Origin of the sequence: Micromonospora sp. NPDC049060, assembly GCF_040649055.1 — a bacterium.
Classification (GTDB): domain Bacteria; phylum Actinomycetota; class Actinomycetes; order Mycobacteriales; family Micromonosporaceae; genus Micromonospora; species Micromonospora reichwaldensis.
Genome location: NZ_JBEZEV010000003.1, coordinates 124,500 through 149,976, shown reverse-complemented (window position 1 = coordinate 149,976; position 25,477 = coordinate 124,500). Strand labels below are relative to the sequence as shown.

30 protein-coding genes and 1 tRNA gene are annotated in these 25,477 nt (G+C 71.2%); 8 read left to right on the top strand and 23 right to left on the bottom strand.

Annotation, left to right across the window (positions count from 1 at the left end; all coding sequences use genetic code 11):
• Window positions 1–53: 53 nt before the first annotated feature.
• Both AB0B83_RS02630 and AB0B83_RS02625 read left to right on the top strand, forming a co-directional pair.
• Window positions 54–620: an RNA polymerase sigma factor gene (locus AB0B83_RS02630; RefSeq protein WP_357576656.1), complete on the top strand. Its 567-nt coding sequence runs from the start codon at window positions 54–56 to the stop codon at window positions 618–620.
• Window positions 617–1,699 (top strand): hypothetical protein, encoded by a 1,083-nt coding sequence (locus AB0B83_RS02625; RefSeq protein WP_357576655.1) that lies wholly within the window; start codon window positions 617–619, stop codon window positions 1,697–1,699. Before AB0B83_RS02630 ends, AB0B83_RS02625 begins: the two co-directional genes overlap by 4 nt.
• A 162-nt stretch (window positions 1,700–1,861) precedes the next feature.
• Here AB0B83_RS02625 and AB0B83_RS02620 read toward each other — a convergent pair whose 3' ends face one another.
• Window positions 1,862–2,128, bottom strand: coding sequence for a helix-turn-helix transcriptional regulator (locus tag AB0B83_RS02620; RefSeq protein ID WP_357576654.1), 267 nt, complete (start codon window positions 2,126–2,128; stop codon window positions 1,862–1,864).
• Window positions 2,129–2,202: 74 nt separating this feature from the next.
• On the opposite strand from AB0B83_RS02620, the gene map reads away from it, so the two are divergent.
• Window positions 2,203–3,021, top strand: coding sequence for a type I methionyl aminopeptidase (gene map / locus AB0B83_RS02615; RefSeq protein ID WP_357576653.1), 819 nt, complete (start codon window positions 2,203–2,205; stop codon window positions 3,019–3,021).
• Between the two features lie 138 nt (window positions 3,022–3,159).
• Here map and AB0B83_RS02610 read toward each other — a convergent pair whose 3' ends face one another.
• From AB0B83_RS02610 to AB0B83_RS02580, 7 genes are all read right to left on the bottom strand, one after another.
• Window positions 3,160–4,116: a DUF817 domain-containing protein gene (locus tag AB0B83_RS02610; protein WP_357576652.1), complete on the bottom strand. Its 957-nt coding sequence runs from the start codon at window positions 4,114–4,116 to the stop codon at window positions 3,160–3,162.
• 149 nt (window positions 4,117–4,265) lie between these two features.
• Complete coding sequence (locus AB0B83_RS02605; RefSeq protein ID WP_357576696.1) at window positions 4,266–4,760, bottom strand: M23 family metallopeptidase; 495 nt, start codon at window positions 4,758–4,760, stop codon at window positions 4,266–4,268.
• The gene (locus AB0B83_RS02600) at window positions 4,748–5,425 is read right to left on the bottom strand and encodes a carbamoyltransferase N-terminal domain-containing protein (RefSeq protein WP_357576651.1); all 678 of its coding nucleotides are present in this window, start codon (window positions 5,423–5,425) and stop codon (window positions 4,748–4,750) included. Before AB0B83_RS02600 ends, AB0B83_RS02605 begins: the two co-directional genes overlap by 13 nt.
• Before the next feature lies 1 nt (window position 5,426).
• Window positions 5,427–6,131: an HAD-IA family hydrolase gene (locus AB0B83_RS02595; protein WP_357576650.1), complete on the bottom strand. Its 705-nt coding sequence runs from the start codon at window positions 6,129–6,131 to the stop codon at window positions 5,427–5,429.
• 46 nt (window positions 6,132–6,177) lie between these two features.
• Window positions 6,178–7,128, bottom strand: a complete 951-nt coding sequence (locus AB0B83_RS02590; RefSeq protein ID WP_357576649.1) for an aminoglycoside phosphotransferase family protein — start codon at window positions 7,126–7,128, stop codon at window positions 6,178–6,180.
• Window positions 7,115–7,942, bottom strand: a complete 828-nt coding sequence (locus AB0B83_RS02585) for a Stf0 family sulfotransferase (protein WP_357576648.1) — start codon at window positions 7,940–7,942, stop codon at window positions 7,115–7,117. Before AB0B83_RS02585 ends, AB0B83_RS02590 begins: the two co-directional genes overlap by 14 nt.
• Window positions 7,939–8,418 (bottom strand): aminotransferase class IV, encoded by a 480-nt coding sequence (locus tag AB0B83_RS02580; protein ID WP_357576647.1) that lies wholly within the window; start codon window positions 8,416–8,418, stop codon window positions 7,939–7,941. The genes AB0B83_RS02585 and AB0B83_RS02580 overlap by 4 nt, the downstream gene beginning before the upstream one ends.
• 102 nt (window positions 8,419–8,520) lie before the next feature.
• On the opposite strand from AB0B83_RS02580, the gene AB0B83_RS02575 reads away from it, so the two are divergent.
• From AB0B83_RS02575 to AB0B83_RS02555, 5 genes are all read left to right on the top strand, one after another.
• Window positions 8,521–9,090, top strand: coding sequence for a transposase (locus tag AB0B83_RS02575; RefSeq protein ID WP_357576646.1), 570 nt, complete (start codon window positions 8,521–8,523; stop codon window positions 9,088–9,090).
• Complete coding sequence (locus tag AB0B83_RS02570) at window positions 9,027–9,338, top strand: hypothetical protein (protein ID WP_357576700.1); 312 nt, start codon at window positions 9,027–9,029, stop codon at window positions 9,336–9,338. The genes AB0B83_RS02575 and AB0B83_RS02570 overlap by 64 nt, the downstream gene beginning before the upstream one ends.
• The gene (locus AB0B83_RS02565; protein ID WP_357576695.1) at window positions 9,236–9,481 is read left to right on the top strand and encodes a hypothetical protein; all 246 of its coding nucleotides are present in this window, start codon (window positions 9,236–9,238) and stop codon (window positions 9,479–9,481) included. The genes AB0B83_RS02570 and AB0B83_RS02565 overlap by 103 nt, the downstream gene beginning before the upstream one ends.
• Before the next feature lie 240 nt (window positions 9,482–9,721).
• A tRNA-Arg gene (locus AB0B83_RS02560) sits at window positions 9,722–9,794 on the top strand.
• A 485-nt stretch (window positions 9,795–10,279) separates the two neighbouring features.
• Window positions 10,280–10,756 carry a hypothetical protein gene (locus AB0B83_RS02555; RefSeq protein ID WP_357576645.1) on the top strand — a complete coding sequence of 159 codons (477 nt, stop codon included), beginning with the start codon at window positions 10,280–10,282 and terminating at the stop codon, window positions 10,754–10,756.
• A gap of 351 nt (window positions 10,757–11,107) precedes the next feature.
• On the opposite strand, the gene AB0B83_RS02550 is transcribed toward AB0B83_RS02555, so the two are convergent.
• The 15 genes from AB0B83_RS02550 to AB0B83_RS02480 form a co-directional block, all read right to left on the bottom strand.
• Complete coding sequence (locus AB0B83_RS02550; protein WP_357576644.1) at window positions 11,108–11,575, bottom strand: DUF4259 domain-containing protein; 468 nt, start codon at window positions 11,573–11,575, stop codon at window positions 11,108–11,110.
• Window positions 11,576–11,686: 111 nt separating this feature from the next.
• On the bottom strand, window positions 11,687–11,869 hold the full coding sequence (locus AB0B83_RS02545; RefSeq protein ID WP_357576643.1) for a contact-dependent growth inhibition system immunity protein: 183 nt from the start codon (window positions 11,867–11,869) through the stop codon (window positions 11,687–11,689).
• A gap of 278 nt (window positions 11,870–12,147) precedes the next feature.
• A complete protein-coding gene (locus tag AB0B83_RS02540; protein WP_311410604.1) occupies window positions 12,148–12,456 on the bottom strand; it encodes a hypothetical protein in 309 nt (102 codons plus the stop codon).
• Between the two features lie 983 nt (window positions 12,457–13,439).
• Window positions 13,440–13,964 carry a flavin reductase family protein gene (locus AB0B83_RS02535; RefSeq protein WP_132231728.1) on the bottom strand — a complete coding sequence of 175 codons (525 nt, stop codon included), beginning with the start codon at window positions 13,962–13,964 and terminating at the stop codon, window positions 13,440–13,442.
• A gap of 4 nt (window positions 13,965–13,968) precedes the next feature.
• Entirely contained in the window at window positions 13,969–14,340 is a 372-nt protein-coding gene (locus tag AB0B83_RS02530; RefSeq protein WP_132231726.1) for a VOC family protein, read from the bottom strand.
• A gap of 55 nt (window positions 14,341–14,395) precedes the next feature.
• On the bottom strand, window positions 14,396–15,316 hold the full coding sequence (locus AB0B83_RS02525; RefSeq protein ID WP_357576642.1) for a methionyl-tRNA formyltransferase: 921 nt from the start codon (window positions 15,314–15,316) through the stop codon (window positions 14,396–14,398).
• The gene (locus tag AB0B83_RS02520; RefSeq protein WP_357576641.1) at window positions 15,313–16,539 is read right to left on the bottom strand and encodes an argininosuccinate synthase; all 1,227 of its coding nucleotides are present in this window, start codon (window positions 16,537–16,539) and stop codon (window positions 15,313–15,315) included. Before AB0B83_RS02520 ends, AB0B83_RS02525 begins: the two co-directional genes overlap by 4 nt.
• Before the next feature lie 5 nt (window positions 16,540–16,544).
• Window positions 16,545–17,303 (bottom strand): 2OG-Fe(II) oxygenase, encoded by a 759-nt coding sequence (locus AB0B83_RS02515; protein WP_132231720.1) that lies wholly within the window; start codon window positions 17,301–17,303, stop codon window positions 16,545–16,547.
• Window positions 17,304–17,316: 13 nt separating this feature from the next.
• Window positions 17,317–19,746 (bottom strand): condensation domain-containing protein, encoded by a 2,430-nt coding sequence (locus AB0B83_RS02510; RefSeq protein ID WP_357576640.1) that lies wholly within the window; start codon window positions 19,744–19,746, stop codon window positions 17,317–17,319.
• Complete coding sequence (locus AB0B83_RS02505) at window positions 19,739–21,304, bottom strand: amino acid adenylation domain-containing protein (RefSeq protein WP_357576639.1); 1,566 nt, start codon at window positions 21,302–21,304, stop codon at window positions 19,739–19,741. The genes AB0B83_RS02510 and AB0B83_RS02505 overlap by 8 nt, the downstream gene beginning before the upstream one ends.
• Before the next feature lie 10 nt (window positions 21,305–21,314).
• A complete protein-coding gene (locus tag AB0B83_RS02500; RefSeq protein WP_357576638.1) occupies window positions 21,315–22,256 on the bottom strand; it encodes a hypothetical protein in 942 nt (313 codons plus the stop codon).
• Window positions 22,253–22,948, bottom strand: coding sequence for a 4'-phosphopantetheinyl transferase superfamily protein (locus AB0B83_RS02495; protein ID WP_357576637.1), 696 nt, complete (start codon window positions 22,946–22,948; stop codon window positions 22,253–22,255). The genes AB0B83_RS02500 and AB0B83_RS02495 overlap by 4 nt, the downstream gene beginning before the upstream one ends.
• Window positions 22,942–24,012: an acyl-CoA dehydrogenase family protein gene (locus AB0B83_RS02490; RefSeq protein WP_357576694.1), complete on the bottom strand. Its 1,071-nt coding sequence runs from the start codon at window positions 24,010–24,012 to the stop codon at window positions 22,942–22,944. Before AB0B83_RS02490 ends, AB0B83_RS02495 begins: the two co-directional genes overlap by 7 nt.
• Window positions 24,013–24,079: 67 nt before the next feature.
• Window positions 24,080–25,237, bottom strand: a complete 1,158-nt coding sequence (locus tag AB0B83_RS02485) for an acyl-CoA dehydrogenase family protein (RefSeq protein WP_357576636.1) — start codon at window positions 25,235–25,237, stop codon at window positions 24,080–24,082.
• Window positions 25,234–25,476, bottom strand: a complete 243-nt coding sequence (locus AB0B83_RS02480) for a phosphopantetheine-binding protein (protein WP_089002193.1) — start codon at window positions 25,474–25,476, stop codon at window positions 25,234–25,236. Before AB0B83_RS02480 ends, AB0B83_RS02485 begins: the two co-directional genes overlap by 4 nt.
• Window position 25,477: the final 1 nt, after the last annotated feature.

Here is a 25,477-nt window from a genome sequence, read left to right as displayed (position 1 = left end):
GTCGAGCGGCGACGGCCCGTCACGATCGGCGTCCGACCGGACATGGAGTGGACGTGAGCTCCGCGACCGAGCACGAGGACCGTTTCCGAAGCGTCTACGCCGAGGGCTTCGAGCCGCTGCTGGCGTACGCCCTGCGGCGCGTCGAGCACCCCGAGGACGCGGCCGACGTGGTCGCGGAGACCTTCCTCGTGGCCTGGCGGCGCAGACACGAGATGCCGACGGAAGCCGAGGCCCGGCTGTGGCTGTACGGCGTCGCCCGGCGGGTGCTCGCCAACCACCATCGCAGCGGCAGACGCCGGCAGCGGCTGGGCGAGCGGCTACGACAGGGGCTCACGGCCGCGATCGCCGCCGACCCGGGCAGCGAGGTGCCGGCACGGCTCACCGTCCAGGCCGCGCTGGCCCGCCTCTGTGAGCTGGACCGGGAGGTGCTGATGCTTACCGTCTGGGAGGGCCTGGAGCCCCGGGAGGCGGCGGCGGTCCTCCGGGTGAGCCCGGCCGTGGTCCGTACCCGCCTGTCGCGCGCCCGGGCCAGGCTGCGCGATCTCGTCCGTGACGACCCCGACCCACCCGGACATGTACTCGACGTCCTGACCGCACCCACCCCGAAGGAGGGCCGATGACCGAGGAGCACCTCGACCGGATGGTTCGAGACGCCGACCCCTACCGACCCGCCGTCATCCGGCGCCTGGACGGGGCGAAGCAGACCCTCCTGGAGGAGATCATGTCCGAGCCGAGGCTCGAACGCATCGTCGAGTCACCGCCACCACGCTCCCGAACGGGCCGCGGCATCGTTCGCCGCTTCGCCGGCGCGCTGACCGCCGCCGCCGTCCTCACCGGCCTCCTCGCCGTGTCCACCGTGCTGCGCGAACATCCGGACGACAGCCAGGCCCCTCCCACTGATGCGGCCAGTGCGGGTGCCCCCGTCGTCTACTCGCCGGTGGCGATGAAGGCCGCCGAGGGGAACCCGCGGCTGCTCATCGACCAACCAGGCTGGAAGGTGGTCACCGTCTACGGGTTCACCGAGCAGCAGGGCACCATCGCGTTCAGCAACGACGGGCGCCAGTTGGAGATGAACTGGTACCCGGCCGGACAGTACGAGAGCTTCCACGCCGACCGGCTCCACGTCAGCCCCCCGCAAGCGGTGCGGGTCGACGGCTGGCCGGGCGACCTGTTCCGCTACAGCTCCGACGACTTCGCGGTCATGCTCCGCCCTCGCGACGGCGTCTTCGTCGAGCTGCGTGCCGGAGGAGGCTGGAGCCGGGACGAGTTCGACACGGTCCTCGCCGCCGTCGTCCGCGTCGACGTACGCACCTGGCTGGCCGCGCTACCGGCGGAGATCGTCACGCCGGCGCGGGTGGACGAGGAGGCGGCGAAGGTGCTCGCCGACGTGCCGCTGCCGCCGAACTTCGACCCCACCGCGCTGAGTGACGTCGGCACCAACGACTCCTACCAGTTCGGCGCCCAGGTGACCTCCCGGGTCGGCTGCGCATGGATCGCCGAATGGCTACGCGCGAAGCGGGCCGGCGACGACGCGGCTCTCCAACGCGCCGGCGACGCCCTGCGCAGCAGCCACAACTGGCGCGTGCTGCACCAGATGAACGACGAGGGCGACTGGCCGGAGGTGTTCTGGGAGATCGCCGACAAGGTCGCCGCCGGAAACCCGCCGCCCGCGTACGCCCAAGGGCTGGGCTGCGACTGAGCGCCTCGACCGTCGCCACGCCGGCACTCGCGCAGCGCGGGTGCCGGCGTCGAGGGTCCATTGCAGGCTGCGGCGCGGGGTCCACTGCCTGTCGCGGCGGCGCTGGGGCATCAGGAGAGCGCTGCCGTGGGCGACCACCGAGCCGTTTTGGGCGGCTGGTCTCTAGGACGCCTGGCGGATGGGCATGTCGGCCCGCCAGACATCGGCCAGGTCGCTGAGCGGGACGTCGAGGGCCTGACTGAGGCCGACCACGGTGCCGAACGCCGGTGCGGGAAGGCGACCCGCCTCGATCTTGCGTAGCGTCTCGGGGGAGATGCCGGCTGCCAGGGCCACCTCGACGAGGCTGCGGCCGGCCCGCGCGGCCCGGAGGGCGGCTCCGAGGCGCTGGCCCGCTGCGATCTGTTCGGCGGTGAGTGGTTGGCGAACCATGCCAGCAGGATACCCCCGGATCATCCCGACCCGGCGTGGTATAAAAATACCGCACAGGGGAGAGGGAGGCTGTCGTGATCGAGCTCAAGTCCGCCGAGGAGATCGACCGGATGGCGGTGACCGGCCAGTTCGTCGGCGAACTGCTCGCCGAACTGCGCGACGTCGCCGCGGTCGGCGTCAACCTGATGGACCTCGAACACCACGCCCGCCGCCGAATCAAGGAACGCGGCGCCGAATCCTGCTACTGGGACTACGCCCCTTCGTTCGGCCGCGGACCGTTCCGCAACGTGCTGTGCCTGTCGGTCAACGACGCGGTGCTGCACGGCCTGCCGCACAACTACGTCCTGCGCGACGGCGACCTGCTCAGCATCGACATGGCTGTCGGCATCGACGGCTGGGTCGCCGACTCCGCGCTCTCCGTCGTCGTCGGCACCCCCGACCCGGCCGACCTGAAGCTGATCGAGGCCACCGAGGTCGCACTGGAGGCCGCCATCACCGCCGCCCAGCCCGGCGGTCGCCTCGGCGACATCTCCGCCGCGATCGGCGAGGTCGCCCGCACCTACGGCTACGGCGTCAACGCCGAGTTCGGTGGTCACGGCATCGGCCGCACCATGCACGAGGCCCCGCACGTGTCCAACGACGGCCGCCCCCGCCGCGGCCTGAAGCTCAACCCCGGCCTCACCATCGCCATCGAACCCTGGTTCTGCCGCTCCACCGACAAAATCAAGTTCGACAAGGACGGCTGGACGATCCGTTCCGCCGACGGCTCCCGCACCGCCCACTCCGAGCACACCGTCGCCATCACGGCTTCCGGCCCTCAGGTCCTAACCCGCCGCCCCACTCACGGCGCCGCCTCTGCCGACCCCACCAGGAAGCCCGCCGCAGCCTCCTGACCCACTGCCCGCCCCGGGCGTGAGCGGATAACGACGGGACAGCGGGCTGGGGCTGCGCCGACGACTCTCGCGGACGACGGTCCCGCTGACGGCTCTCGCCGACGATGGTCTCGCTGGAAGCTGAGACCTGGTCAGGATTCAGAGCGCCTGACTATTCCGCCGTTCCTGCTGGCCGGCTGGCACCGGGTCGGGTGCCGTCTCATCGGCCTGTCGGAGCGGCTGCCGGTCGTCGGGCGGTTGCGGCGGCGAGATCCAGGTGACCAGTACGACTGAAATGATCATCAAGAGGAACCACGACGTCAGCTTTGTCAGCGAGACCGGATGCCATCCGCCCACTTGGCTCGGGTAGAGCCAGGCGTTCGACCAGGTGGCGATGTTCTCCGCGAGCCAGATGAAGAAGGCGACGAGGAGGAAGGCCAGCAGCAGCGGTATCCGCCACCGCACCCGGAAGATGCGGAAGTGCATGACACAGCGCCCGAACACGAGTGCGACGAGCGCGACGAGCAGCCACCGCAGGTCCTGCACGTAGTGGTTGGCGAAGAAGTTGAGATAGATCGCAGCCGCCACCGCGGCCGTCAACCAGCGCTTCGGGTAGCGCGTGAAGCGCAGGTCGAACAACCGGTTCACCCGGACCATGTAGGAGCCGACCGCGGCGTACATGAAGCCGCTGAACAGGGGCACCCCGCCGAGCCGGAGCACGCCGTCGGGCTCGTAGGTCCACGAACCGATGTGGGTCTTGAACAGTTCCATGAGCGTTCCGACGAGGTGGAACAGGACGATCACTCGTAGCTCGCGCAGAGTCTCGAGGCGACCGGCCACCATCGCGACCTGGATGGCGATGGCGGCGACCGTGAGGGCATCGTTGCGGGCGAACGCTGCTTCGTCCGGATACCACAGGTGCGCCGCGCAGAGGACCGCGAGCATGGCGGCACCGAACACACATGCCCATGCCTGTTTGAGCCCGAAGGCCAGGAACTCGGTCAGCCACCCGGCCGGCCCGTGACGCGGCAGCCGGGCCAGCGCCACGCGCAAGCGGGCATCGATCGCGCGTTCGGCCGTGGTGAGCGAAGCCGGTTCGACGGGGACGTGTCGCATCGCCCGAGGTTAGTGCTCCCGAAACGGCGACATCCGCGCCGGCGGCACGCGGATGGCCCGCACGATCGCGACTGGCTGGACGACGCTGCCGAAGCTGCCGTCTTCCTGCGCCGCGTGGCTCCCGGGCCGCCGTGACGCGTCAGGCCAGATCAGCCGATGCCGTCGACCGCGGCCCTGAGTGCGTTGATCGACGGGTCCCAGCTGAAGTTCAGGACGGGGAGGCCGGAAGCGCCGGCATTGCTGTCGCCACCAAGGACCACCGCCCGCGGCTTACCGGTGCCCTGGGGGACTACGAGGTACCAGTTGCCCTTGACATTCGCGATGAACACTTCATCTACCTCCTGGTCGGACGGGTTCGGGTTGGCGACGTCTCCGACGTAGTTCTCAGAATCCACCGTCGCGCGGAAATCCGTCGGACTGCCGGTGTTCAGCCAGAGACTCGTATGCACATGCGGCCCGACACCACGGTCACTGCCGTGCGCCGAGGCGCCGGAGTACGCGATCGTCTGGCCTCGCGACACACGTTGACCGGTCGAGACGGCGATCCTCGACAGGTGCAGGTGCCGGGTGTAATTGCCATCGTCGTGGGCCATCCCCACGACGCGCCCGGTCGCGGTGGAGGTGTCGGTCTTCACGTAACGGATGGTGCCGTTCGCCGCGGCCTTGACGGCAGTGCCGGTTCCGACCGCATAGTCGGTGCCCGGCTCACCCGAGGGTGGCCTCCGATTCCGGTGGTCCTGCCACGAACTCGAAATCCGGACGCTTCCGCACGGCCTCTGATAGCTGCCGGCAGCCTGAGCGGAGCCGGGCAACAGAGCGAAGGCGGCCGACACCCCGGATGCCGCCAACGCGGCGCCTGTGATGAACCCCCGTCTCGAAAGTCCACGCAGATAGGCGATGCCACCGAGATCCTCGGGCCGCAGATCGCCGTGACTGACATTCTGCAGTAGAACGCCGAGGCGGCATGGGCCACGTGGTGATGGACGACCTCGATGCGGTCCGGGCTGTAGCCACCGAAGTATTCGGGCGCCAGCAGCTTGCGGATCAGGCGGCCGTCCGTGATGGGCTCGGCCTGCTCCGGCCAGCGCGGATTCCAGCCGACGACCACGGCGTCCACGTCGGCCGGCCCGATGCCAGCCTGATCCAGGCAGAACGCCGCCGACCTGGACGCCGCGCGCGAGCCCGCGTTGCGTTTGCGGCGGTTCAGGCGCTCCTCTTCGACGAACGCCACGATGCCGGTCTCCTCGTGCAGCAGGCAGGCCGACGAATCATGCTCGTACGGGCCGCCCAGCCCCAGCAGGTAACCCACGTCAGGGCCTGCCCGCGGCGACGCTGGTCCCCTCCAGGACCAGCGGGGTCAGTTGCGAGAGCGCGTCGATGTGCAGCGTCCCGGGAATGTGGCCGTAGATGCGGAAGCGGTCGTACATCACCGTCTCGGCGAAGTTCGCGGCCTTGGCGCCGATGATGTCGTTGATGAGGTTGTCGCCGACGTACCAGCAGTCGCTGCCGTCGAGGCCCATCCGCTCCAGCCCGATCTCGAAGATCTTCGGATCCGGTTTCTCAGTCCCGATGTCGTGGGAGTCGAGCACCATTTCGAAGAAACCGAGCAGTCCATAGGAGTCGAGCTCCTCGTCGAGCCCTCCGTCCGAGTTCGAGATGACGCCCAGGCGGACACCGGCGTGGCGCAGCGCGGTCAGCGCGGGTATCGCATCGGGGTCGAGCAGGCGGAAGAGGTCCGGCCGGGCGAACACACGGCGCAGCGCACGGCACGCCTCGGCCTGTGGGATGTCCAGCAGAGCCGCGAGGGTGAGACCGGTCTTGTCCACGTAGTCGCGTCCTCTCGGCAGCGGCAGGTGGCGTGCCGGGAACGACGTGACCATGGCGGCGGTTGCCAGCTCGATCGGGAGTCCGGTGATCCCCTCGGCGGAGAGCTCGGTCACGAGGAACTCGCCGTCGGCGTGGACGAGTGTCATGCCGACGTCGAACAGGACTGCTTTGGGCGGACCGGAGACCATCTGCTGTCCAACCTTTCATCGAGGGGAGACCGAACAGGACGGTCGGCTACAGATCGCTCGGATCGGCGTACAGCGCGGCGACGACGTCCTCACGCTGGAGCATCGCCGCGCACCAGTCGTAGTGGCCGTCCTTGCCCGTCGGGTCGTAGGCGTTGCTGGTGAGCACGGCGTAGACCGCGCGATAGAGCAGAAGCCGGGTCATCGGATATCCGGCCTGGTCGTGCAGGCGGCGGAGCAGCTCTTGGTCGAACGTCCGGTGCTCGCTGCCGTACATGTCGAAGATGGCGGCGGTGACGCTCGCCTCGAAGGCGGGATCGGCTTCGGTGGTGAGGAATCCCCAGTCGAGCACCGCGGCGGGGGCGCCGTCCGCGGTGACCAGGACATTGGCCGGGACGAGGTCGCCGTGCACGATGGTGCCGGGCCCGGCGGGCAGGTGTTCGATCAGCAGCCGGATCCGTTTCATCAGCTCGTCGAAGCCGTCGACGGATGCGGCGAGCTGTCCGCCGTAGCGTTCCACCCGGCGGTCGAGCAGGGCGGACAGGGCGGAGTGCCAGGTGTCGTGCCCCTGCCATGCCGGGATGTCCTCGTCGATGACCGTCAGCGCCCGGCAGCTGACGCCGGCTGCGGTGGCGCGTAGCTCCGCCAGGATGGCGAGCATGCAGTGCTGAGCCTGCTCCACGGTCACCTGCCCGGACCGCAGGGCGTCACGCAGCGGCACGCCACTGAGTTCGCGTTCGACCGTGACGGTGTGTCCGGCCATCTCGTGGATGTCGAGGATCTCGGGGGTCCGGAAGGAGAGACGCTGGTCGCTCAGGTGGGTGTAGAAGCCGCGCAGGGGTTCCAACTCGGCGCGCTGCCGCCGGAACCAGACCTTGCCGACGAGTCCGTCGCCGAGGCTGTAGACCTCGCCCTCCATGCCTCGTCCGATGACCTCCGCCCCGGCGAACCCGAGGCCGCTGAACCGTGCCGGCCAGTCCACACTGTCATGATCGACCATCGTGCTGTCCTTTCTGCTGCTGCTCCGCGCGGAACCGCGCGGCCATCCGGTACGAGTCCTCGTCGCGCTGCACGAGGAGCAGCGGCTGGTAGCCCGAGGGCATCACGGCGTCGTAGCCGAACCACTGGAGGACGGCATCGGCGGTGCCCGCCACATCGGCGGTGCCCGCCACATCGGCGGTGCCCGCCACATCGGCGGCCAGGTCCTCGTAGTAGTAGGTGCGGTACGGCGTGCCCGTCCGCTGGAAGAAGTGGAGCCATGCCGCGTTCGACTCCGCTATCTGCCGCTCGATGCAGTCCAGGTCGTCGAAGTCGTAGAGGTCACCGGCCGCCATCCGCTCCCGCGCGGCGGCCAGCACTCCTGGCGCGGCCCAGTACGCGTCGTCATACACGTACCTGGCCTCGTCCCTGTCGCTGCGGGCAGCGAACGCCCCGGTGGCGTAGGCCCTGAGTGTCGAAACCGCTTGCAGGGCGGTGTCGCGTCGACGCAGGAACACCATCTTGACCTTCTCGGGGCCGAGGCGGCCGGCGAGGAGGTCCTCGAGGGCCGCCTCCAACCCGTACCCGGAGACCTGGTGCCAGAAGATCTTCATGCCGCAGCGGGTGTCCTGCGACCGGCTCATGAACCAGTCCAGATAGCGGACGATGTCTGCCTTTCCGCCGCCGTCGGACAGGCGCAGGCCGGACTCCTGGATGGTGGCGCGCGAGAAGGCCTCTTCCGCGCGCGGAAGGCCTGCTGCGGCCAGCGCATGGCACAACACGTTGGAACCCGTCCGGGCGGTGCCCGCCACCAGGTAGAGCTCTGTGGCTTTCATGCGTCACCATTCTTCAGGAGATGGACCCAGTCCTGCTGCAGCGGCGGTCGGAGTCCATAGCACATGTCGCTGTACCGCTGCTGCAGGGCTCCGGCGACCGGCCCGTCGCCGCCGGCGAGCCGCACACCGTCGACCGCGGCCACCGGGCGGATCTCGTCCAGGGTCCCGGTGAGGAACACCTCGTCCGCGCTGAGCAGGTCACTGCGCGTCAGCGACTGCTCCACCACGGGAACGCCGAGGTCCTCCGCGAGGAGTCTGATCGCGATCCGCCGGGTGATGCTGTCGAGTATCCCGTCGGCTACCGGTGGAGTGTGGGCCGTGCCGCGTCGTACCGCGAAGACCGCCGCGCCCGCCGTTTCGGCCACCGTTCCCCGGTCGTTGAGCAGGATGGGCTCGTCCGCCCCGCGCGCGGCGGCCTCGATGCGCGCCATCCGCAGCGCGGCATAGCCGGCCCCGACCTTGGCGGCGGTCGGCATCACCGTGTCCGGGCAGCGTCTCCAGCTGGTGACCGCGCAGGTCACCGCCGCAAGCCGATCCGCTGGGCCGTCGACCTACGCGGCGGACCAGCCGCGCTGCTGTTGGCGGTCCTGTTCGACCGGGGTGCGGACGTGCGCTACGTCAGCGGCACGGTCACCTCACGGATGGCGGAGGCGTTCCACGGCGAACGCAAGACCGACGCCCACGACGCCTACGTCATCGCCCAGACCCTGCGCATGCGCGGCGACCTACCGACCCTCACCCTCGCCGACGGGGTGCAGCAGCAGTTGAAGCTGCTCGTCTCCCGCCGCCTCGACCTGGTCGCCGACCGGGTCCGCCTTACCGCCCGCATCCAGGACCTGCTGGCCATGATCAGCCCAGCGCTCGAGAAGACGCTGAACCTGCGCAGCAAGGGCGCGCTGCGGCTCCTCGCGCAGTGGCAGACACCCGCCGGACTGAGCCGCGCCGGTGAAGCCCGCATCCTGGACTACCTACGCCAGCACGGCGTCCGGGCCGCCAGGGCACTCACCGCCAAAGTCCTCACCGCCGCCCGGACGCAGACCATCGCCGTCGCCGGAGAGGCCACGTGGCCGGGATCGTGGCGCAGATGGCCACCGACCTGGAAGCGGTCAACGACCGCATCACCGCCATCGAAGAAACCATCGCCGTGATTGTCGCCGAGCACGAGCTGGGAGAGATCGTCACCAGCCTGCCCGGCATCGGCACCACCCTCGCCGCCGAGTTCCTCGCCCACGCCGGCACCCTCACCACCTCCCCAGCGCCGCCGCACTCGCCGCCCACGCCGGGCTCGCGCCGATCTCCCGCGACTCCGGCCGCAGGCAGGGTCACCAGATCCGGCCGCACCGCTACCACCGGGGCCTACGCCGGGTGTTCAGCATGTCCAGCTTCACCGCCCTGACCCACTGCCCACGATCCAGCGCCTACTACGACAAGAAGAGAGCTGAGGGTAAGACCCACCGCCAAGCCACCGCCGCCCTGTCCAGACAACGCCTCAACGTCCTCTGGGCCTGCATCCGCGACAAGATCACCTACCAGCCCTAACAAGCAAGATCAGCAGAGGTGGTGCTGTGCGAACTCGCGTAGAGACTCCTCCGGCGGATGCCAACCCGGGTGAACCGGTGCCACCGCGAGCCACTGCGGCGACCGCCGGTCGCAACCCGGGGTTCGTGTGCTCGGCGTGTGGTCCTGGGCTGGGCGAACGCGGGTCCGGGGAACGTGAGTGAACGTGGGCCACTCCCTGCCACCCCAGGTGAACCTCAGGTCGCTAGACTAGGCCCTCGCGCCCTCGTAGCTCAGGGGATAGAGCATCGGTTTCCTAAACCGTGTGTCGCAGGTTCGAATCCTGCCGGGGGCACCTCGAAGATCAGCAAAAATGCCATCTGAGCAGCGGATACGTTACCGCGTCGATCGGCCAGCCTGAGCAGCCGGATGCCACCCGCAGCCGCCGGTTGCAGCCGTCCGTGCAAATACGTGCAATGATCTTGAACCCTTTCGGGCGATCGTTTACGCAGGCCACAGGGCGTAGAAGCAGAGAGGTCGCAGTGCCACCACGGCCCCTGGCGCTCAGCCCGTGATCAACCTCCGTTCGCAGCAGCCAGCGTGATCAGCGAGTCGGATGACGGGAAGACGGGTTCAAGTCTCAGCGTTGCCGAAACGTTCTCTCTCTAATCAAGGGGCCGCGCAAGCGCAACGCGCCCGCCGCGCTCGGCCTGCTGGCGGTCTCCGGCCGGCATCGGCCGGCGCGGTGGGCTGCATCTCCTGGTTGAACTGGCAGGGTGAAACCGGTCGCGCTTCGTGGGTGACGACGTGTCGGGAGTTGCCATCCGTAGGATCGTCCCGGTGGTTTCCCAGATGGATGCAAAAGACGGTGATGTCGGCTTGGCCCTGCCGGTGCCGGCTGCGGGTTCCCGCGATGCGTTTCGCGTGGAGTTCGTCCCGACCAGCGAGGGCGGTCGGTTCGGTGAGTTCCAGCTCTACGTGGGTGGCGTCCCGATCGGGGATGGCAGCACATCTGCCTGGTACCCGCACTACATGGATCTTCGCCGCCTGTGCAGCTTGGCGGAGCAGCCTGGCGTACGGGAACGGGGGCCGTTGCACCTTGGTGACACCTTCGACCATCTGAACATGTACATGGAGATGACCGAAATCGACGTGGTATTCACCTTCACCACCCGCCCTCGCTTGGAGTGGGGTGAGCCACCGCCATGGGCGCCACCGGTGGGCGTATGGATGCGGCTGGGCGTTGCCCGTTTGGAGTTCATCAGCATCTGGCGTCAGGCCGAGCCGCAGTTCCGCTCTCTCATGGCAGGACGGTAACCGGCACTTCGTCAGTACGTCGGGGCTTCCCTCAGAGCTCAGCGAACAATGATTACCGGGCGAGTCGTCCTCATCCGGGCATCGAGACGGTTATCAGCCTGGCGGTCCTTCTTGCCGTGACGATCGCGGGGTTGTCGGCCACCGTCGTGGCCGGGGCGATCGGCTGCCGCGCCGCTTCGCGGCTTGCCACCGAGTACCTGGGACCAGGCGCGCGGAGAGCCGCCGACATGGCCAGCCGCCCCGGCCTTCGGGCCGGGGCGGTAACCCGTACACAACCGGGCAGCCGCGCGCCCACAGCGCAGCCGTGCCTTGGTGCGGGTGGCCCATGACGACGTTGGTCGGCAGCCGCTGCTACTCCGCAAGCTCCGGATGGTGCCCGCGGTCGAAGGCTCTTCGCTCGGCATCGATGAGGAGTGCGTGTACCTCTGCTTCGTTCCGCTCCACGAAGTCGGCATAGGCCCCAAGGGTCAAGATCATGGCGGAAGTCCTGGTCCGAACCGAGAGGTCTCCGATCGCAACGTCCTCACCCAGCTCGAAGCGGATGAGGGCCTCGGTCTCCAGCCAGGGCAGTTCCGGGCCGAATGCGCGCCGCATGGCAGATACGAGGAGCGGGTCTCCGCCGGGCATGTGAGATGCCACGATCGCTGCCGCAGCGATGGCCGAGACGGCCTCGTCATGCTCGAGGTATCCGGTGTTGAGTGCGGCCGTTGTCAGGGCAGCGCGAACCATTGCCGACCGCGCAGACGGATCGGCATCGTGGAGGTCACCGCACCAGTCGGCGGCAGTGTCGTTGTCAAACGGATCGATCTTGGCGATCATGGCTACGGCCGAGCCAGTCGGGGCGGGTCAGAGGCCCGAAGGCGACTCGGCCCGTACTCCACTTCTGAACCGTGTGTCGCAGGTTGGAATCCGGCCGGGGCACTTCGAAGATCAGCAAGGAAGAGGCAGCAGGGCCGACACCCCGATTTGCTGACCGAGCATGATGCGCAGGTCTTCGACCGTGAACTCTGCTACCGGCTTGCGCCGCAGCTCGGTGCAGCGTCGGACGAGGAAGGTGCTGCCCGGGTCGGGGTCCGGCCAGACCTCCCGCTCAAGCTGCTCGATGGTCGTCACGGCGGCCAGGGTAGTCAGCCTTGTGCCCACGCGGGCGGCTGTTTCGCGCTGCTCGACGGCACGGCTCGTCGAACCAATGAACGATCTTGTTGGGTGGCGGCGAGGAGAGCGGCCCGGGGAGCGGAGTGTCGGTCGACCAGCGAACGCACCGCGGCGACGTTGTGCGTCTTGCGGACGAGCTGGTACGTCCTCCGCGCCCCGGGCAGATCGCCGACGACCGGAAGGAGTGCGCCTGGGGGTGCCCGACGAACTCCTTCCGGCGATCGGCGAGCGGTGGCTCAGTTGAAGGTGTAGCAGTACAGCTGCACGTTGGCGGTGTAGTAGTAGTCGCTGACCTTCGTGCTGCTGCTGTAGGTCGTGCGGCAGTCGAGGTAGGTGTTGAAGCCGCCCATCTGGGCCTTCCACTTGGCGTCGTTCTCCGCCGACCAGATGGCGAGCGAGGCGGAGGATCCCGAGCCGTAACCCGTGTACCAGCCGACTGCGTTGGCTCCAGCGTCGGCGGACGCGGGGGCCGCACCCGCCAGCATGGACACCGCGGTCGCGCCGGTGACGGCGGTGGCAGCGAGGATCTTTCGAATCGCGCGCATTGAAGCTCCGTTCTGTTCGAAGGGATGCCCTGAGCCTGCCACGATAATCAACCACTGTCAATTCAACTGTGCCTGGTGTTGACAGTTGTTAAATCGTTCGTGGGGCGCGAGAGCTGTTTCGAGGATGTCGTCTTCTGTCCCCGCGCAGGTAGACGGCTTGAGGCGGCGTTCTGTGCCGCGATCCAGGCGGTCACATCTGATTTGAGGTCGGTGAGGCTGCGCCGGGCAAGCCGACGTGGTTGCGGTAGGTTGGCTCGCGGAACAGTTCGCCCAGGGTTCAGTCACGATGAGTAGTTCGGGGTGAAGTGCAGGTGGAACTGGCGTGCTCAATGAGTCCCTGCTGGATGGCGGGCTGGCGTAGCTGCCCAGCATGATGTGTGGTTCCAGTTCGGTCCTTGGCCCGCCCGGTCGATGGTGCGGAGGAAGCACATAACTCCTGGTGGTGACGTGTGCGCTGGGTCTGGCCGATCGGCCACGTCCACCGCGGCAAACAGGTCGGTGGTGCCGTGGCGGACGTAGTCGATGGTCACCGTCCGTCAAATTGGGCCAATTCCAGAGGGCGCGACCACGGGGCGGCGCGGGCCGGTTCGTAATTGGTCGCTCGACCTGGCGCGCCATGCTGTTGTTGGCCGCGATCGAGGTGGTTATGGCGACCGGTCCGGGGCGAGTTGCCGAGTCGCGGTCGAGCCGCCCATGGGCGTTGGACCATTTGCAGCTCGCTCTTGCCCTAATGGCGTGGAGTGCATTCCGTGGCAGCAGGTGATCGGCCCGCACGAGGCGTGCGTCGGGCGGTATTCCTGACCGGGCTGGTTGTCGCAGGTTCGGATCCTGGCCGGGCGAAGGGAATAGGCCATGACGCGACACTGCTCGTCCCGAAAGGGAGGGGCTCGTTTGTCTGGTTGCCATCCCTTGCACTCCGTCGTCGTACCCGAATCGCGGCCCGCGCGGCGCGGGGGGCGGACGCCGCCGGGTGGGGTGGGCCCTTACGCGGCCGACACCGCCGGGGGCACGGGCGCGATCGACCGGTACGACCCGTGGAGATAGAGCAGCGGCGCCTTCGCCGGATTCAGTGGGCCGTACGACACCGCCTCCCCGATGACCACCGAGTGGTCGCCCTGGTCGGAGAGGTCGCGTACGCGGCAGTCGAAGTAGGCAAGTCCCTCGCTGAACACGAGACAGCCGGTGGCCGGCGCCCGGTGCACCCGGACGCCGGCGAACGCGGCCGCGCCGGAGGGCCGCCGGGCGTCGGCGAACCAACGGGCGACGTCCCGTTGGTCCGCCGCCAGCACGGTGACCGCGAAGATCCCGGAGTCCCGGATCTGGGTGAGCAGCCGACTCCGGTGCTTCAGGCAGGTCAGGACCAGGGTGGGGTGCAGCGAGACGGTGGTGAACGAGTTGACCGTCATCGCCAGCGGGATGTCGTCGTACACGCTGCTGACGATGCCGACGCCGGTGGCGAACGCCCCGGCGGTACGGCGGAACTCCACTGCCCGGTCCTGGTTGGTCATGGCGTCAGTCCTGACCCCAGACCAGGCAGAACGGGTGTCCCACCGGGTCGGCGTAGACCCGGAAGCCGTGGTTGCGGCTGCCGCCGCCGCGCAGCCGGGTGGCGCCCAGCCGCAGCACCGCTTCCTCGGCCTCCTGGATGTCGTCCACCTCCACGTCGAGGTGGGCCTGCTGCGGGAAGGCCGGATCCGGCCACTGCGGCGGCTGGTAGTCGGCGACGCTCTGGAGGCAGAGGCGGGGATGCCCGTCCGCGCCCTTCAACGTCACCCAGTACCCGTCGCTGTCGGCCCACTCCAGGCCGGTCAGCTCGACGTAGAACTCCGCCAACTTCTCGGCGTCCGGACAGTCCAGCACCACCGAGTGCAGTCGACCGATCATCCGACCTCTCCCGTCATCGTCGTACGCGCGATGACCGGCGCCCCCGGTCACCGTGTCAGTGAAGGTACTCGCCGAAGGTGGTGAAGTAGTCGATGGCGCGCACGGGTGGCCCGGTCTCGGTGGAGACCTGGAGCAGCACCACCCCGCGGTCGTCGCCGTCGCCCGGTCCGCCGCTGGCGACGACCACACCGCCGTAGTCGGCCTTGACGATCCGGCCGGGCGTGCCGCCGTGCGCCCGGGTCGGCCGGGTGGCGGCCTTGACCCACAGCCGGAACCCCCGGTGCGTCGTCCACGCGTTGACGAACGGGTCCGACTGGCCGCGCACCAGGTCGCAGATGGTGGTGGCGCTGTCCCGCCAGTCGATGCGGGTGTCCTCGACGCCGATCCGGTGGTAGAACGACGCCCCCTCGGGCGGCTGCGCCTGGCCCCGGTGGCCCTCGGCGACCCGCTCCAACGCCTCCAGCGTGACCGGCACGTACTCCGCGAGGAGGCGCTCCAGGATCTGGCCGGCGGTGTCGTGCGGGCCGATCTTCACGCGGGCCTGGGTGATGATCGGGCCGGTGTCCAGCTCCTCCGCCATGTAGTGCACGGTGAGGCCGGTCTCCTCCTCGCCGTTGCGGATGGCCCAGTTGACGGCGCCGAACCCGGCGTACGCGGGCAGCAGCGCGTCGTGCGTGTTGACCGCGCCGCGTTCCGGGATCCGCAGCACCTCCGCCGGCACCCGGGTCCGCCAGTTGGTGGAGACGATGAGCTCCGGTGCGAGGTCGCGTAGTTGCTCGTGCAGGTCGGGCTCGCGGGCGGTGGCCGAGTAGCGCACCGGCAGTCCCAGGTCCGCCGCGGCCAGCTCCACGTCCGGCTCGCCGAGCCCGCTGAACTCGGCCCGGTGGGTGAGCACCAGCAGCACCTCGTGGTGCGGCGTGATGCCCCGCAGCACGGTCGCGCCGAGCTCGCCGTACCCGAAGAAGACGATCCTCACGGCTTCGCCGCCCCGGTGGCCCGCCCGGCGCGGAAGCGGACGGTGTTGACCCGCAGCCAGCCCGAGGAGTCGCGCTGGTCGAACACGTCGTCCGCCTCGAAGGTGGCGAACGCGGTGTCGTAGCGGCTGTGCGGGGAGCGGCGGCCGATCACCTGGACGGTGCCCCGGTGCACCCGCAGGATCGCGTCGCCGGTGACGTCCTGCTGGCTGAAGTCGATGGCGGTCTGCAACATCAGCCGCTCGGGGGCGAACCACAGGCCCCGGTAGACCAGGGCGGTGTACTTCGGCATCAGCTCCTCCTTGAGCTGCGCCACCTCCGGGTCGAGCACCAGCGACTCCACCGCCCGGTGGGCGTGCCAGAGCAGGCTGCCCGACGGGGCCTCGTAGATGTTGCGGGTCTTCATGCCGAAGATCCGGTTCTCCACGATGTCGAGCCGGCCGATGCCGTGCCGGCGGCCGATCTCGTCGAGCGCCTCCAGCACGGCGCTGGCGGACAGGGGCGTCCCGTTGACGCCGACCGGGTTGCCGCCCTGGAAGTGGATCTCGACGGTCTCGGGCTCGTCGGGGGTGTCGGCGATGTCGCGCACCCGGAACAGCAGCCCCTCGGGCGCGGGCTGCGCCGGGTCCTCCAGCGCCTCGCCCTCGTACGAGGTGTGCAGCAGGTTGCTGTCGATGGAGTACGGCCGTTCGCCGCTGCTGAGGTCCAGCTCGATGCCGTGCCTGCCGGCGTACGCGAGCAGGTCGCTGCGGGAGGCCAGGTCCCACTCCCGCCACGGGCTGATCACCGTGAGGTCGGGGCGCAGCGCGGCGAAGGTCATCTCGAAGCGGATCTGGTCGTTGCCCTTGCCGGTGGCCCCGTGCGCCACGGCGTCGGCACCGACCTCCTCGGCCACCCGCACCTGCGCGGCGGCGATCAGCGGCCGGCCGATGGAGGACCCCATCAGGTACTGCCCCTCGTAGAGGGCGTTGGCCCGGTACATGGGGAAGGCGTAGTCCCGGGCGAACTCCTCGCGCAGGTCGACCACCCGCACCTCGTCGGCGCCGAGCTTCTCGGCCTTGCGGGCGGCGGTGTCCAGCTCCTCGCCCTGCCCGAGGTCCGCGATGAACGCGGTCAGCCGGCAGCGGTACCGCTCCTTGAGCCAGACCAGGGCCACCGACGTGTCGAGCCCGCCGGAGAAGGCGAGCACGATGTGCTGGGGGGCGATGTTGTTCCGAGTCGACATGATGGTCACACCTCTCCGGCGGGCACGGTCGCCCACAGCTGGTCCATGGTTTCGTGGGTGAAGTCGCGGGTCAGGTCGGACGTCGAGGCGTACCCCATGTTGATGATCTTGCGGCGGCCCTGGCGGACCGGGGCGACCCGGTGCAGCGTGGTGTTGGTCCGCATCAGGTACAGGTCGCCGGGGAACAGCTCCATCGAGTAGATCGGCCGGCTGACCAGCGCCCGGTTGACCTCCGGACGCTCCTTGTTCCAGACCGTGTTGGGCACGCACTGGACGAAGCCGCCGTGCTCCACCGGCGGGCACTCGACCACCCAGACCAGCGCGAAGGTGAAGTCGTCCCAGTGCCAGCCGTGGGTGTCGCCGTCCTTCTCCAGGCAGGTGATGACGAACTGCTCCGGCTCGTACGGGCAGGGGTGCACCGGCTCGCCGGCCACCTCCGACAGCACCCGCAGGATCGGCTCCGCGGTGTAGATCCCGTTGATGACGGTGCCCAGTTCGGCGATCTCGGCCCGGGTCACGTTGCGCATCCGGCGCGGCGTGTAGTCGGTCTCGGCGAACCTCAGGTCCCGGCGCGTGCCGGCCTTGTCGATCAGCTCGTTGACCTCGTCGGCGACGGCCTTCTTGACGCTGTCGGGGGCGACGAAGGAGACCTTCGCGTGCCCCAGGTAGGAGAAGTCGCGGCGGGCCGTGGCGACGTCGTCCGGCGCCACGTCGCGCTCCACGTGCTCCCGCAGTTCCTGGTACAAGACTCTCGAGTCGAACACGGATCCTCCTTGGTTAACCTCGCGCCGCCGCGACGCGCGCGAAATCGATGACGGCCGCCGCCACCTGCGTCACGGCGGCGGAATGCAACACTCCGAAGTGGTCGGTGCCGATCCGCTGGGACCGGGCCGCCCCGACCCGCGCCGTCCACTGGGCGAGCTGCGCGTCGAGCAGATCCGCACCGATCACCAGCGCGGGAGTGTCGACCGGGCCGTCGTGGACGTACTCGGCGCTGGCCCGGACGTGGCGCTCGTAGCTGCGCCACCGGTGCGCCAGCAGCGCCGTGGGCACGGGCTGCTGGACGGCGGCCAGGCTGGCCGCGAGCGCGCCGAGGGCCAGCCGCTCGTCGAAGCCGGCCGGCTCCGGGCCACCCGTCACCCGGGGCCTCGGGGTGTCCGGCTCCAGGTCGAGGGCCCGGTGGATGTTCTCGGTGAAGGTGTCGAAGCGGTCCCGGACCTCGTCGGCCGGCAGCTCGTACCCGACGGGCGGAGCGGAGTCCAGCACGACCAGCGCCGAGCGCCGTCCGACCTGGTCGGCGGCCATCTGGTAGGCGACCTGGCCGCCGAAGGACCAACCGCCGAGCAGGTCCGGGACCAGCCCCGCCGCGTCCAGGTCGGCCCGGTACCGGCGGGCCAGCGCCGCCACCGTCGGCAGCTCCGCGCTGTCGCGGGAGGCGGTCACCCGCCAGTGCTCCGGCAGCTCCGCCAGCAGGTCCTGGTAGTCCTGCGGGCTGCCCCCGGCGCCGTGCACGAGGTGCAGGTGCGGCCCCGGGCCCGCCCGCAACTCCACAAGCGTCGACTCCGCCGCCACCGGCTGCGACCCGTTGCCCAGCAGGTCGGCCAACCGGCGGGGGGTCGGCTCGCCCAGCCACCGCACGACGTCCACCGCCGGTCGCCCGTCGGCCGCCAGCGCGTCCACCAGGCGCAGGGCGCTCAGCGAGTTGCCGCCGGCGGCGAAGAAGTCGACGTCCGCGTCGGCCGGCGGGCCGCCGAGCACGTCGGTCCAGGCGGCGACGACGTGCTCCCAGTCCGCCGACTCGGGCAGCGGGCCGGTCGCCCGGTCGCGGTCCACGGTGGCCGGGGCCGCGCGGCCGGCCCGGGCGCGGGTGGCGACGTCGAACGAGCCGACCGTACGCTGCGGCTCGGCGCCGCCGTCGGCCAGCACCTCGTCCAGGTCGTGCAGGAGGGCCAGCACGCTGCTCTCCCGGTAGCGCCCGGTGTGGTACTCGATCTCGGCGAGGTAGCCGCCGTCGGCCTCCCAGACGGACATCGCCAGGTCGGCCCGGGCGGCCCGGTTCGGGCTGGGCAGCAGCGTCGCCGGGACCGGGCCGAGCCGCAGGTCGGTGCCGATCGGGCCGAGGTAGCTCAGCAGCAGCGGCGCGGGATCGCCCAGCGCGCTCCGGGTCGCCTCGGGCAGCGCCCCGAACACCACCGGGTACGGCACCGCCTGGTGGGTCAGCATCTGCCACATCCCGTCCCGGGCGGCACCCACCACCCCCGCGACGGTGTCCGCCCCGTCGACCGTGGCCCGGGCCACGCAGAGATTGGCGGTGTACCCGAGCAGCGCCTGGTCGCGGGCGGTCATCCGGTTCGCGGTCACCACGCCCACCGCCACGTCCGGCCCGGCGCCGGCCCGGGCGAGCACGATCTGCGCCGCGCCGAGGATGACCGCGAACGGGGTGGCGAAGGTGGCCTTCGCCAGGGCGGCGATCCCGGCGCCCGCCTCGGCGCTGAAGCCGTAGCGCAGGATCGCGCCGGGCGCGCCGCTGGCCACCTCGCCCGGCAGGTCGGGTTCCAGGACGGCGGAGGCGGCGCCCGCGAGCGCGTCGCGCCAGTACGCCAGGCTCTTGTCCCACCGGCCGTCCGCGCGGGCCGCGGCCTGCTCCCGCGCGTACGTGCTGAACGGCACCGGGTCGGCCGGGAAGCTGACGGCACGTCCCTCCCGCGTGGCCGCGTACGCCTCGGACAGCTCGCCGACGAGCAGTTGGACCGCCCAGCCGTCGAGCACCACGTGGTGCACGGTCAGCAGCACCTCGTGCCGGTCGCCGACCCGGACCAGGGTGATCCGGGCCAGCGGTGCCGCCTCCGGTTCCATCGGCCCGGCGTGCACCTCCTCGGCGACGAGCCGCAGCAGTGTGCCCAGGTCGGCCGGTCCCGGGTCGTCCACCTCCACCCGGTGCGGGCCCACGACGATCCGGGGCGCCACCACCAGCGTGACGGCGTCCGCCTGCCGGACGACCGAGGTCCGCAACGCCTCGTGCCGGTCCACCATCGCCTGCCAGGCGACGGCCAGCGCCGCCTCGTCGAGCGGCTCGTCGACCGCGAGCCGCCAGGTGAGGTGGTAGACGGACCGGTCCCGGGCCCGCTGGTGCACCCACCACAGGGCCTCCTGCATGCCGGTGGCCGGGACCGGGCCCGTGGCCGCCCCGGCGTGCTGCTCAGCCACGGGTGGCGAGCAGCTCGGAGGTCAACCGCTTGCGGTCGACCTTGTCCACCTCGGTCAGCGGGATCTCCGCCCGGTGGTGGAACGCCCGTGGCCGCATGTACGGGGGCAGGTGTCCCACCAGCCGGGTGAGGTCGTCGTCGGCCAGCGCCGCGCCGGTGTAGACGGCGTGCAGGTCCAGCTCCCCGTCGGCGCCGGCCACGGTGAGCACCACGGCCTCCACCACGTCCGCGTGGGCGCGCAGCGCGGCCTCGATCTCGGCCAGCTCGACGCGGTTGCCGCGCACCTTCACCTGGTGGTCGATGCGGCCCTGGTGCACCAGCTCGCCGAACTCGCGGCGGACCCGGTCGCCGGTGCGGTACCAGTGCTCGGCGGTCAACGGCCCGGTGCCGTCGTAGAGCCGGCCCCGGTCGCCGTCGAAGGAGACGAACCGACCCGCGTTCTCCGTCGGGTCGAGGTAGCCAGGGAAGCGCTGCTCGCCACGGACGCACAGCTCGCCGTCGTCGCACGGGCGCAGGTCCTCGTCGAGCAGCACGTAGTCGAGGTGCGGGTAGATGTCCCCGATCGGCACCGACCGGTTCGACGACTCGATCCGGGCGGCCGGGTCGGCGGGCACCTCGTACGCGGTGACGATGACCGTGGTCTCGGTGGGGCCGTAGCAGTTGATCACGGCGGTGTTCGGCGCGGCGGCCGTCCAGTCGTTGACCTGCTCGATGGTCAGCGGCTCCCCGCCGAAGGAGCTCAGCCGCAGGGTCGGCATGCTCTCCGGTGCCAGCGCCCGCAACCGCTTGGCGAACGAGATCAGCGACGGCACGGACAGCCAGTGCGTGAGCCGCTTCGTGTTGATGAAGCGCACCGGCGTCAGCACGTCGCCGCGCTGCGCCACGCACAGGGTGGCCCCGGTGCCCCACGCGCCGAACATCGCCAGGATCGAGCCGTCGAAGCACATCTCGAAGGTCTGCGAGACCCGCGACTCGGGCCGGAACCGGTACCGCTTGGTCACCTCCGTCAGGAACGAGTCGACGTTGGCGTGGGTCGCCGGCACGCCCTTGGGCTTCCCGGTGGTGCCGCTGGTGAAGATGATGTACGCGAAGTCGTCGCGGCCCCGCTCCACCTCCGGCGGGATCTCCGCCGCGTCGCCCGGGGCGAGAAACCGGCGCCAGCCCTCACCGGTCAGGTCGAGGACCGTGACGGTGGTCTGCGCGCGGAACTCGGCCAGCCCGTCGCCGGAGGTGTCGTCGACCATGACGAGGTCGAGCCCCGCCTCGTCGGAGATGGCGAGGTTCCGGGCCGCCGGATTGGCGGGGTTGAGCGGCACCACCGTCGCACCCAGCCGCAGGGCGGCCAGGTAGGCGATGTAGCCGACGAGGCTGCGGGAGGTGAGCAGCCCGACCCGTCGGGGTGGCCGTCCCGGCGCGCGCTGCATGGCGGCCGACAACCGCTCGGCCGCGGCCCGCAACTCGGCGTAGGTCAGTGCGTCCGAGGCGACCTCGATCGCCACGTTGTCCGGGTACTGCCGGGCCGACGTACGGAACCAGTCGTAGAGGGTACGGGTCTGCATCGCACATCCTTCACAAGGTCTGCCGGTGCGGGCGTTCCGCCGCCGGCGCTGGGGTGGTCGACCGGTCTCGTTCCAGGTGCCGCAGGTGGTCGAAGGTGGTCCGCACCAGCGCGGACCGGGGGCGTCCCCGACGGGCCGACTCCACCGCGAAGCGCAGCGCCCGGGGCAGGTCCGCCCAGGCCCGCACCGCCTCGTCGTCGCCGAGGTGGCGGTACCGGAACGTCCGGTGCTGCGCGACGGCCCACAGGTCGTCCAGGTGCGCCCCGGCGGCCTCCGGGTGCGCGACGACGTGGTCGCGGAGGAACTCCAGGGCCGCGTCCTCGTCGAGCAGCCAGTCGCCGGGCAGCTCCGGCTCGTCCCCGGGGGCGCCGGTACGGACCAGCCACTGCGGCTGCCCGCCGGCCGGCGGGGGCATCCAGAAGCCGAAGGCCAGCGCGTTGCGCCGGTCCTGCTCCGGGCGCCACGCCGGCGGCGGGGTCATCGCGGCGAGCAGCCCGGCGGTGCCGAGCCAGCCGGCGTACGGCTCCTGTTCGCCGGCGGGCAGCAGCCCGCTGAACCCGTCGACCACGTGCCAGTCGTCGCCGCGCCGGTCGTCGACCAGCAGCCAGTGCGGCGCGTGGGCGGTGCCGTCGGCCGAGGGGGACCAGGGCAGCGCCGCGTTGTCGGTGACCACCAGCACCCGACCGTGGCGCCGCAGCTCCGCGTCGACGGACTCGACGACGCCGTCGACCGGGGCGGTGGCCCACGCCAGCCGGGTGCCGTCCGGCAGCCGGTCGAGCGGCACCCGGTGGTGGGAGAAGGCGAGCTGCCCCTCCGGCAGGTCCGTGCGCACCGCGACGCGTACCGAGTCGGCGAACCGGTCGGGGGTGTCGGCGAACTCGCCGGCCCGGTAGCCGGCCAGGTTGGCGGTGTAGCAGCTCAGCCCGGCGAAGCGGGGGTCCGGGGCGGTCATCGCGTACCCACCACGTGCGCCACGCTCGCCGGCACCCGGCTGTGCCCGCGCAGGCTCACCCACCGCAGGTCGGCCCAGCGGCCCGTCCGCCGTCCCGCCGGCACCGGAATGGCCCAGGGGCGGCCGGCGAGGCCCGCGCCGGTCGCCTTCACGCACGCCTCCTGCACCGTCCAGATCCAGGCGAACTCGCGGTCCCGGGCCGGTGCGGGCAGCCGGTCCAGGGCGGCGCGGACCGCCGGGGCGCAGCAGCGGCGCAGCAGGGCCGGCGGCGCGGGCACGGGCACCTGGACGTCGACGCCGACCGGCACGCCCCGGCCGAGCGCGGCGGCCACCGTCCCGGCGTCGTGGGACAGGCTGACGCTGATCCCCGGCCACTCGGGCAGGTGGGGCTGGCCGCCGTCGCGGGCGGCGATCGGCGTGGCGCCAGCCGCCCGGCCCAGCTCGGTGGCGAGCAGCAGGCGCAGCAGCGCCCGCGCGGCCAACCGTTCGGCGCGCGGGCCGGCGGGGAGGTCACCGACGGTCGCCAGGTCCGCCGGGGCCGGCGGAAGGTGGGCGAGCAGTCGCTGCTCGGCCAGGGCCACCCGCACCCGGGCGCCCAGCCGCAGCCGGACGATGCCCCGGTGGCGGCCCGTCGGGTCCCGGCGCGGCCGTGCCCGGCAGGCCAGCGCCGTCCGCTGCCGGGCCGTCACCACGGCCGGTCCCGCAGCAGGTCAGGCACGTGCTCGGCGATGCCGGCGAGCATCGCGCCGGTGGCGCCGCCGGCCGTGGCGAACATGCCGGCGGCGGCCCGCAGCTGCGCCAGCCCGCCCTCGGCGTACGCCTCGGCGCCGAGCAGGGCGGCGCACTCGCCGAGCACCACGTCCAGGCCCTGCGCCACCGACGTCTTCAGCAGCATGCTGGTCACCAGGGGCTCGGTGCTTCTCCGGTGGGCGTCGCAGGCCGCCTCGATCCGCCACGCCTCCACCACGCACCGGGCGAACCGCTCCCGGATCGCCGCGTTGTCCCAGGCCCGGCCGTCGCCGAGGGGACGCTCGACGAGCCGGCGGTGGGTGTCGGCGAGCACCCGCCGGCACATCGCGGCGGCCCACACGCCGCCCGCGAAGCGTTCCGTGGCGATGTGCCGGGCGAAACTGACCATGCCCCGGCCGGGCCGGCCGACCAGGTACGACCGGTCCAGGCACACCTGGTCGAAGTGCAGGTCGCCCAGCCCGGCGCCGGTCAGCGGGGTGCCCCGGGTCGCGGACACCCGCACGCCCGGGGCGTCGGTGGGCACCAGTACCCACACGAAGCTGGTGAAGTGCCGCTGCGGGCGGTGCCGGGCCAGCACGAGCGCGTGGCCGGCGGTGCGGGCGTTGGTGATCCACCGCTTCCCGCCGTCGAGCACCAGCGACCGGTCGTCGAGGCGTACCGTCGTGCCCAGCTCCATCAGGTCGGAGCCGGCGCCGTCGCGGTCCGTCGCGGCCAGCGCGAGCGTCGCGCGACCGGCGACCGCGTCGAGGTACGCGGCCCGCACCGGCCCGTCCGCCGGCTCCGCGTCGACCTGTTCGCGCAGGACGGGCAGCGCGCTGGCGACCTGGACGCAGACCGACAGCACCACCCCCACCGGGCAGTACGCGTCGAGGGTGCCGAGCAGCCCCGGCAGCTCGGCTGGCCCGAGGTCGCGCAGCAGGCCGTGCTCGCCGAGCGCCCGCCACACGGCGCGGGCGTCCCCCGGGGACTCCAGCCCGCGCAGCGCCGCCCCGGTACGCGCGGCCACGTCGGCACCGGGATCGGGTGCCGCCGGGACGGGCCCGGTGGGGGCCGCCGCCGGTGCCGTCCGCAGCTCAGGCAAGGTGCACCTGCCGGTCGCGCAGCGTCAGCGCCCCGTTGACGAGCAGCAGCCGGTCGTTGGCGTAGTTCAGCGAGGCCGAGCGGAGGTCCCGGAAGACGCGCTCCAGGTACAGCGGCGACGACCTGAGGTAGCCGTGCCGCAGGCCCACCAGCTCCACCATCTCGTCGGCGGCGGCGAAGCACTGCTCGGCGGCGTGCACCTTCAGGGAGTTGACCAGCAGTTGGGTCGACGGGTCGGCCACGTCCGGGGTGCCCTCCACGGCGGCGACGGTGTGTCGCAGCAGGGCGTTGATCAGGTCGAGCCGGCCCCGGACCCGGGCCAGCCGGGTCAGCAGCAGCTCCGAGGAAGGATCGAACTGGCCCCGGCCGGCGTCGCGGATGTGGTGCAGGATCCGCGACAGCGCGCCGGTCGCCGCGCCGAGCCACGCCGCCGACCAGCCGATGTGCGCCAGCGGGCCGAAGGTGGGGGCGACGATCTCGCGGAACTTCCCGGGAGCGCCGATCACCTGGTCGGCCGGCACCCGCCCGGTCAGGCGCATCGGCACGCTCTGGGTGGCCCGCATCCCGAGCGGCTGCCAACCGCCGCGCACCTCCAGCGTGAGCTGGTCGCGGCGGGCGTACACCAGGGAGACCTGGCTCGGCGAGGTGGCGTCCGGCGCCAGCGTCGTGATGAGGTACGCGTCCGCGTGCTGGCCGCCCGTCACGATCGGGGCGTCCCGGTCGATCGTCAACGTCCCGGCGTCCTGCCGGACCGTCGACTCCGAGCTGAGCAGGTGCCCGCCCTTGCCGCGTTCGGTGGTGACCGAGGCGAGGTAGACGTCGCCCTTGCCGAGCTCCGGCAGGAGCCGCGCGGCGAACGGGCCGTCAGCGTGCCGGACCACCGCCACCACCTGCTGGCAGTGCATCGCGAAGATCAACGCGACGGACATGTCCACCCGGGCCAGCCGCAGCGTCACGTCGACGAGGTCGCCGAGCCCGCCGCCCCCGCCGCCGTGCTCCGCCGGCACGAGCAGGCCGAGCAGGCCGGTGGCCCGCATCGCGTCCAGCGCCGCGACGGGGAACTCCGCCGACTCGTCGGCCTGCTCCGCGTGCGCGGCGGTGGCGGCGAGCACCTCCTCCAGCGCGGCCTCGTGGCGGGTCGCGGTGCTCACGCCGCCCGCCCCCGCAGCGACTCGATGGTGTTCCACAGGCTGCCCGCGGTGGCGAAGGTGCTGTCGGTCAGCAGCTCGTCGGGCATGGACACGCCGTAGGTGTCCTCGATGGTGAAGAGCAGCTCGATCGCGCGCATCGAGTCCAGGCCCAGCTCGTTGAGCGAGGCCTCGGCGGTTATGGGCTGCGTTCCCGCGTACTTGAGGAACGGCTTGAGCAGGTCCGGAAAAGCGGCGTCCATT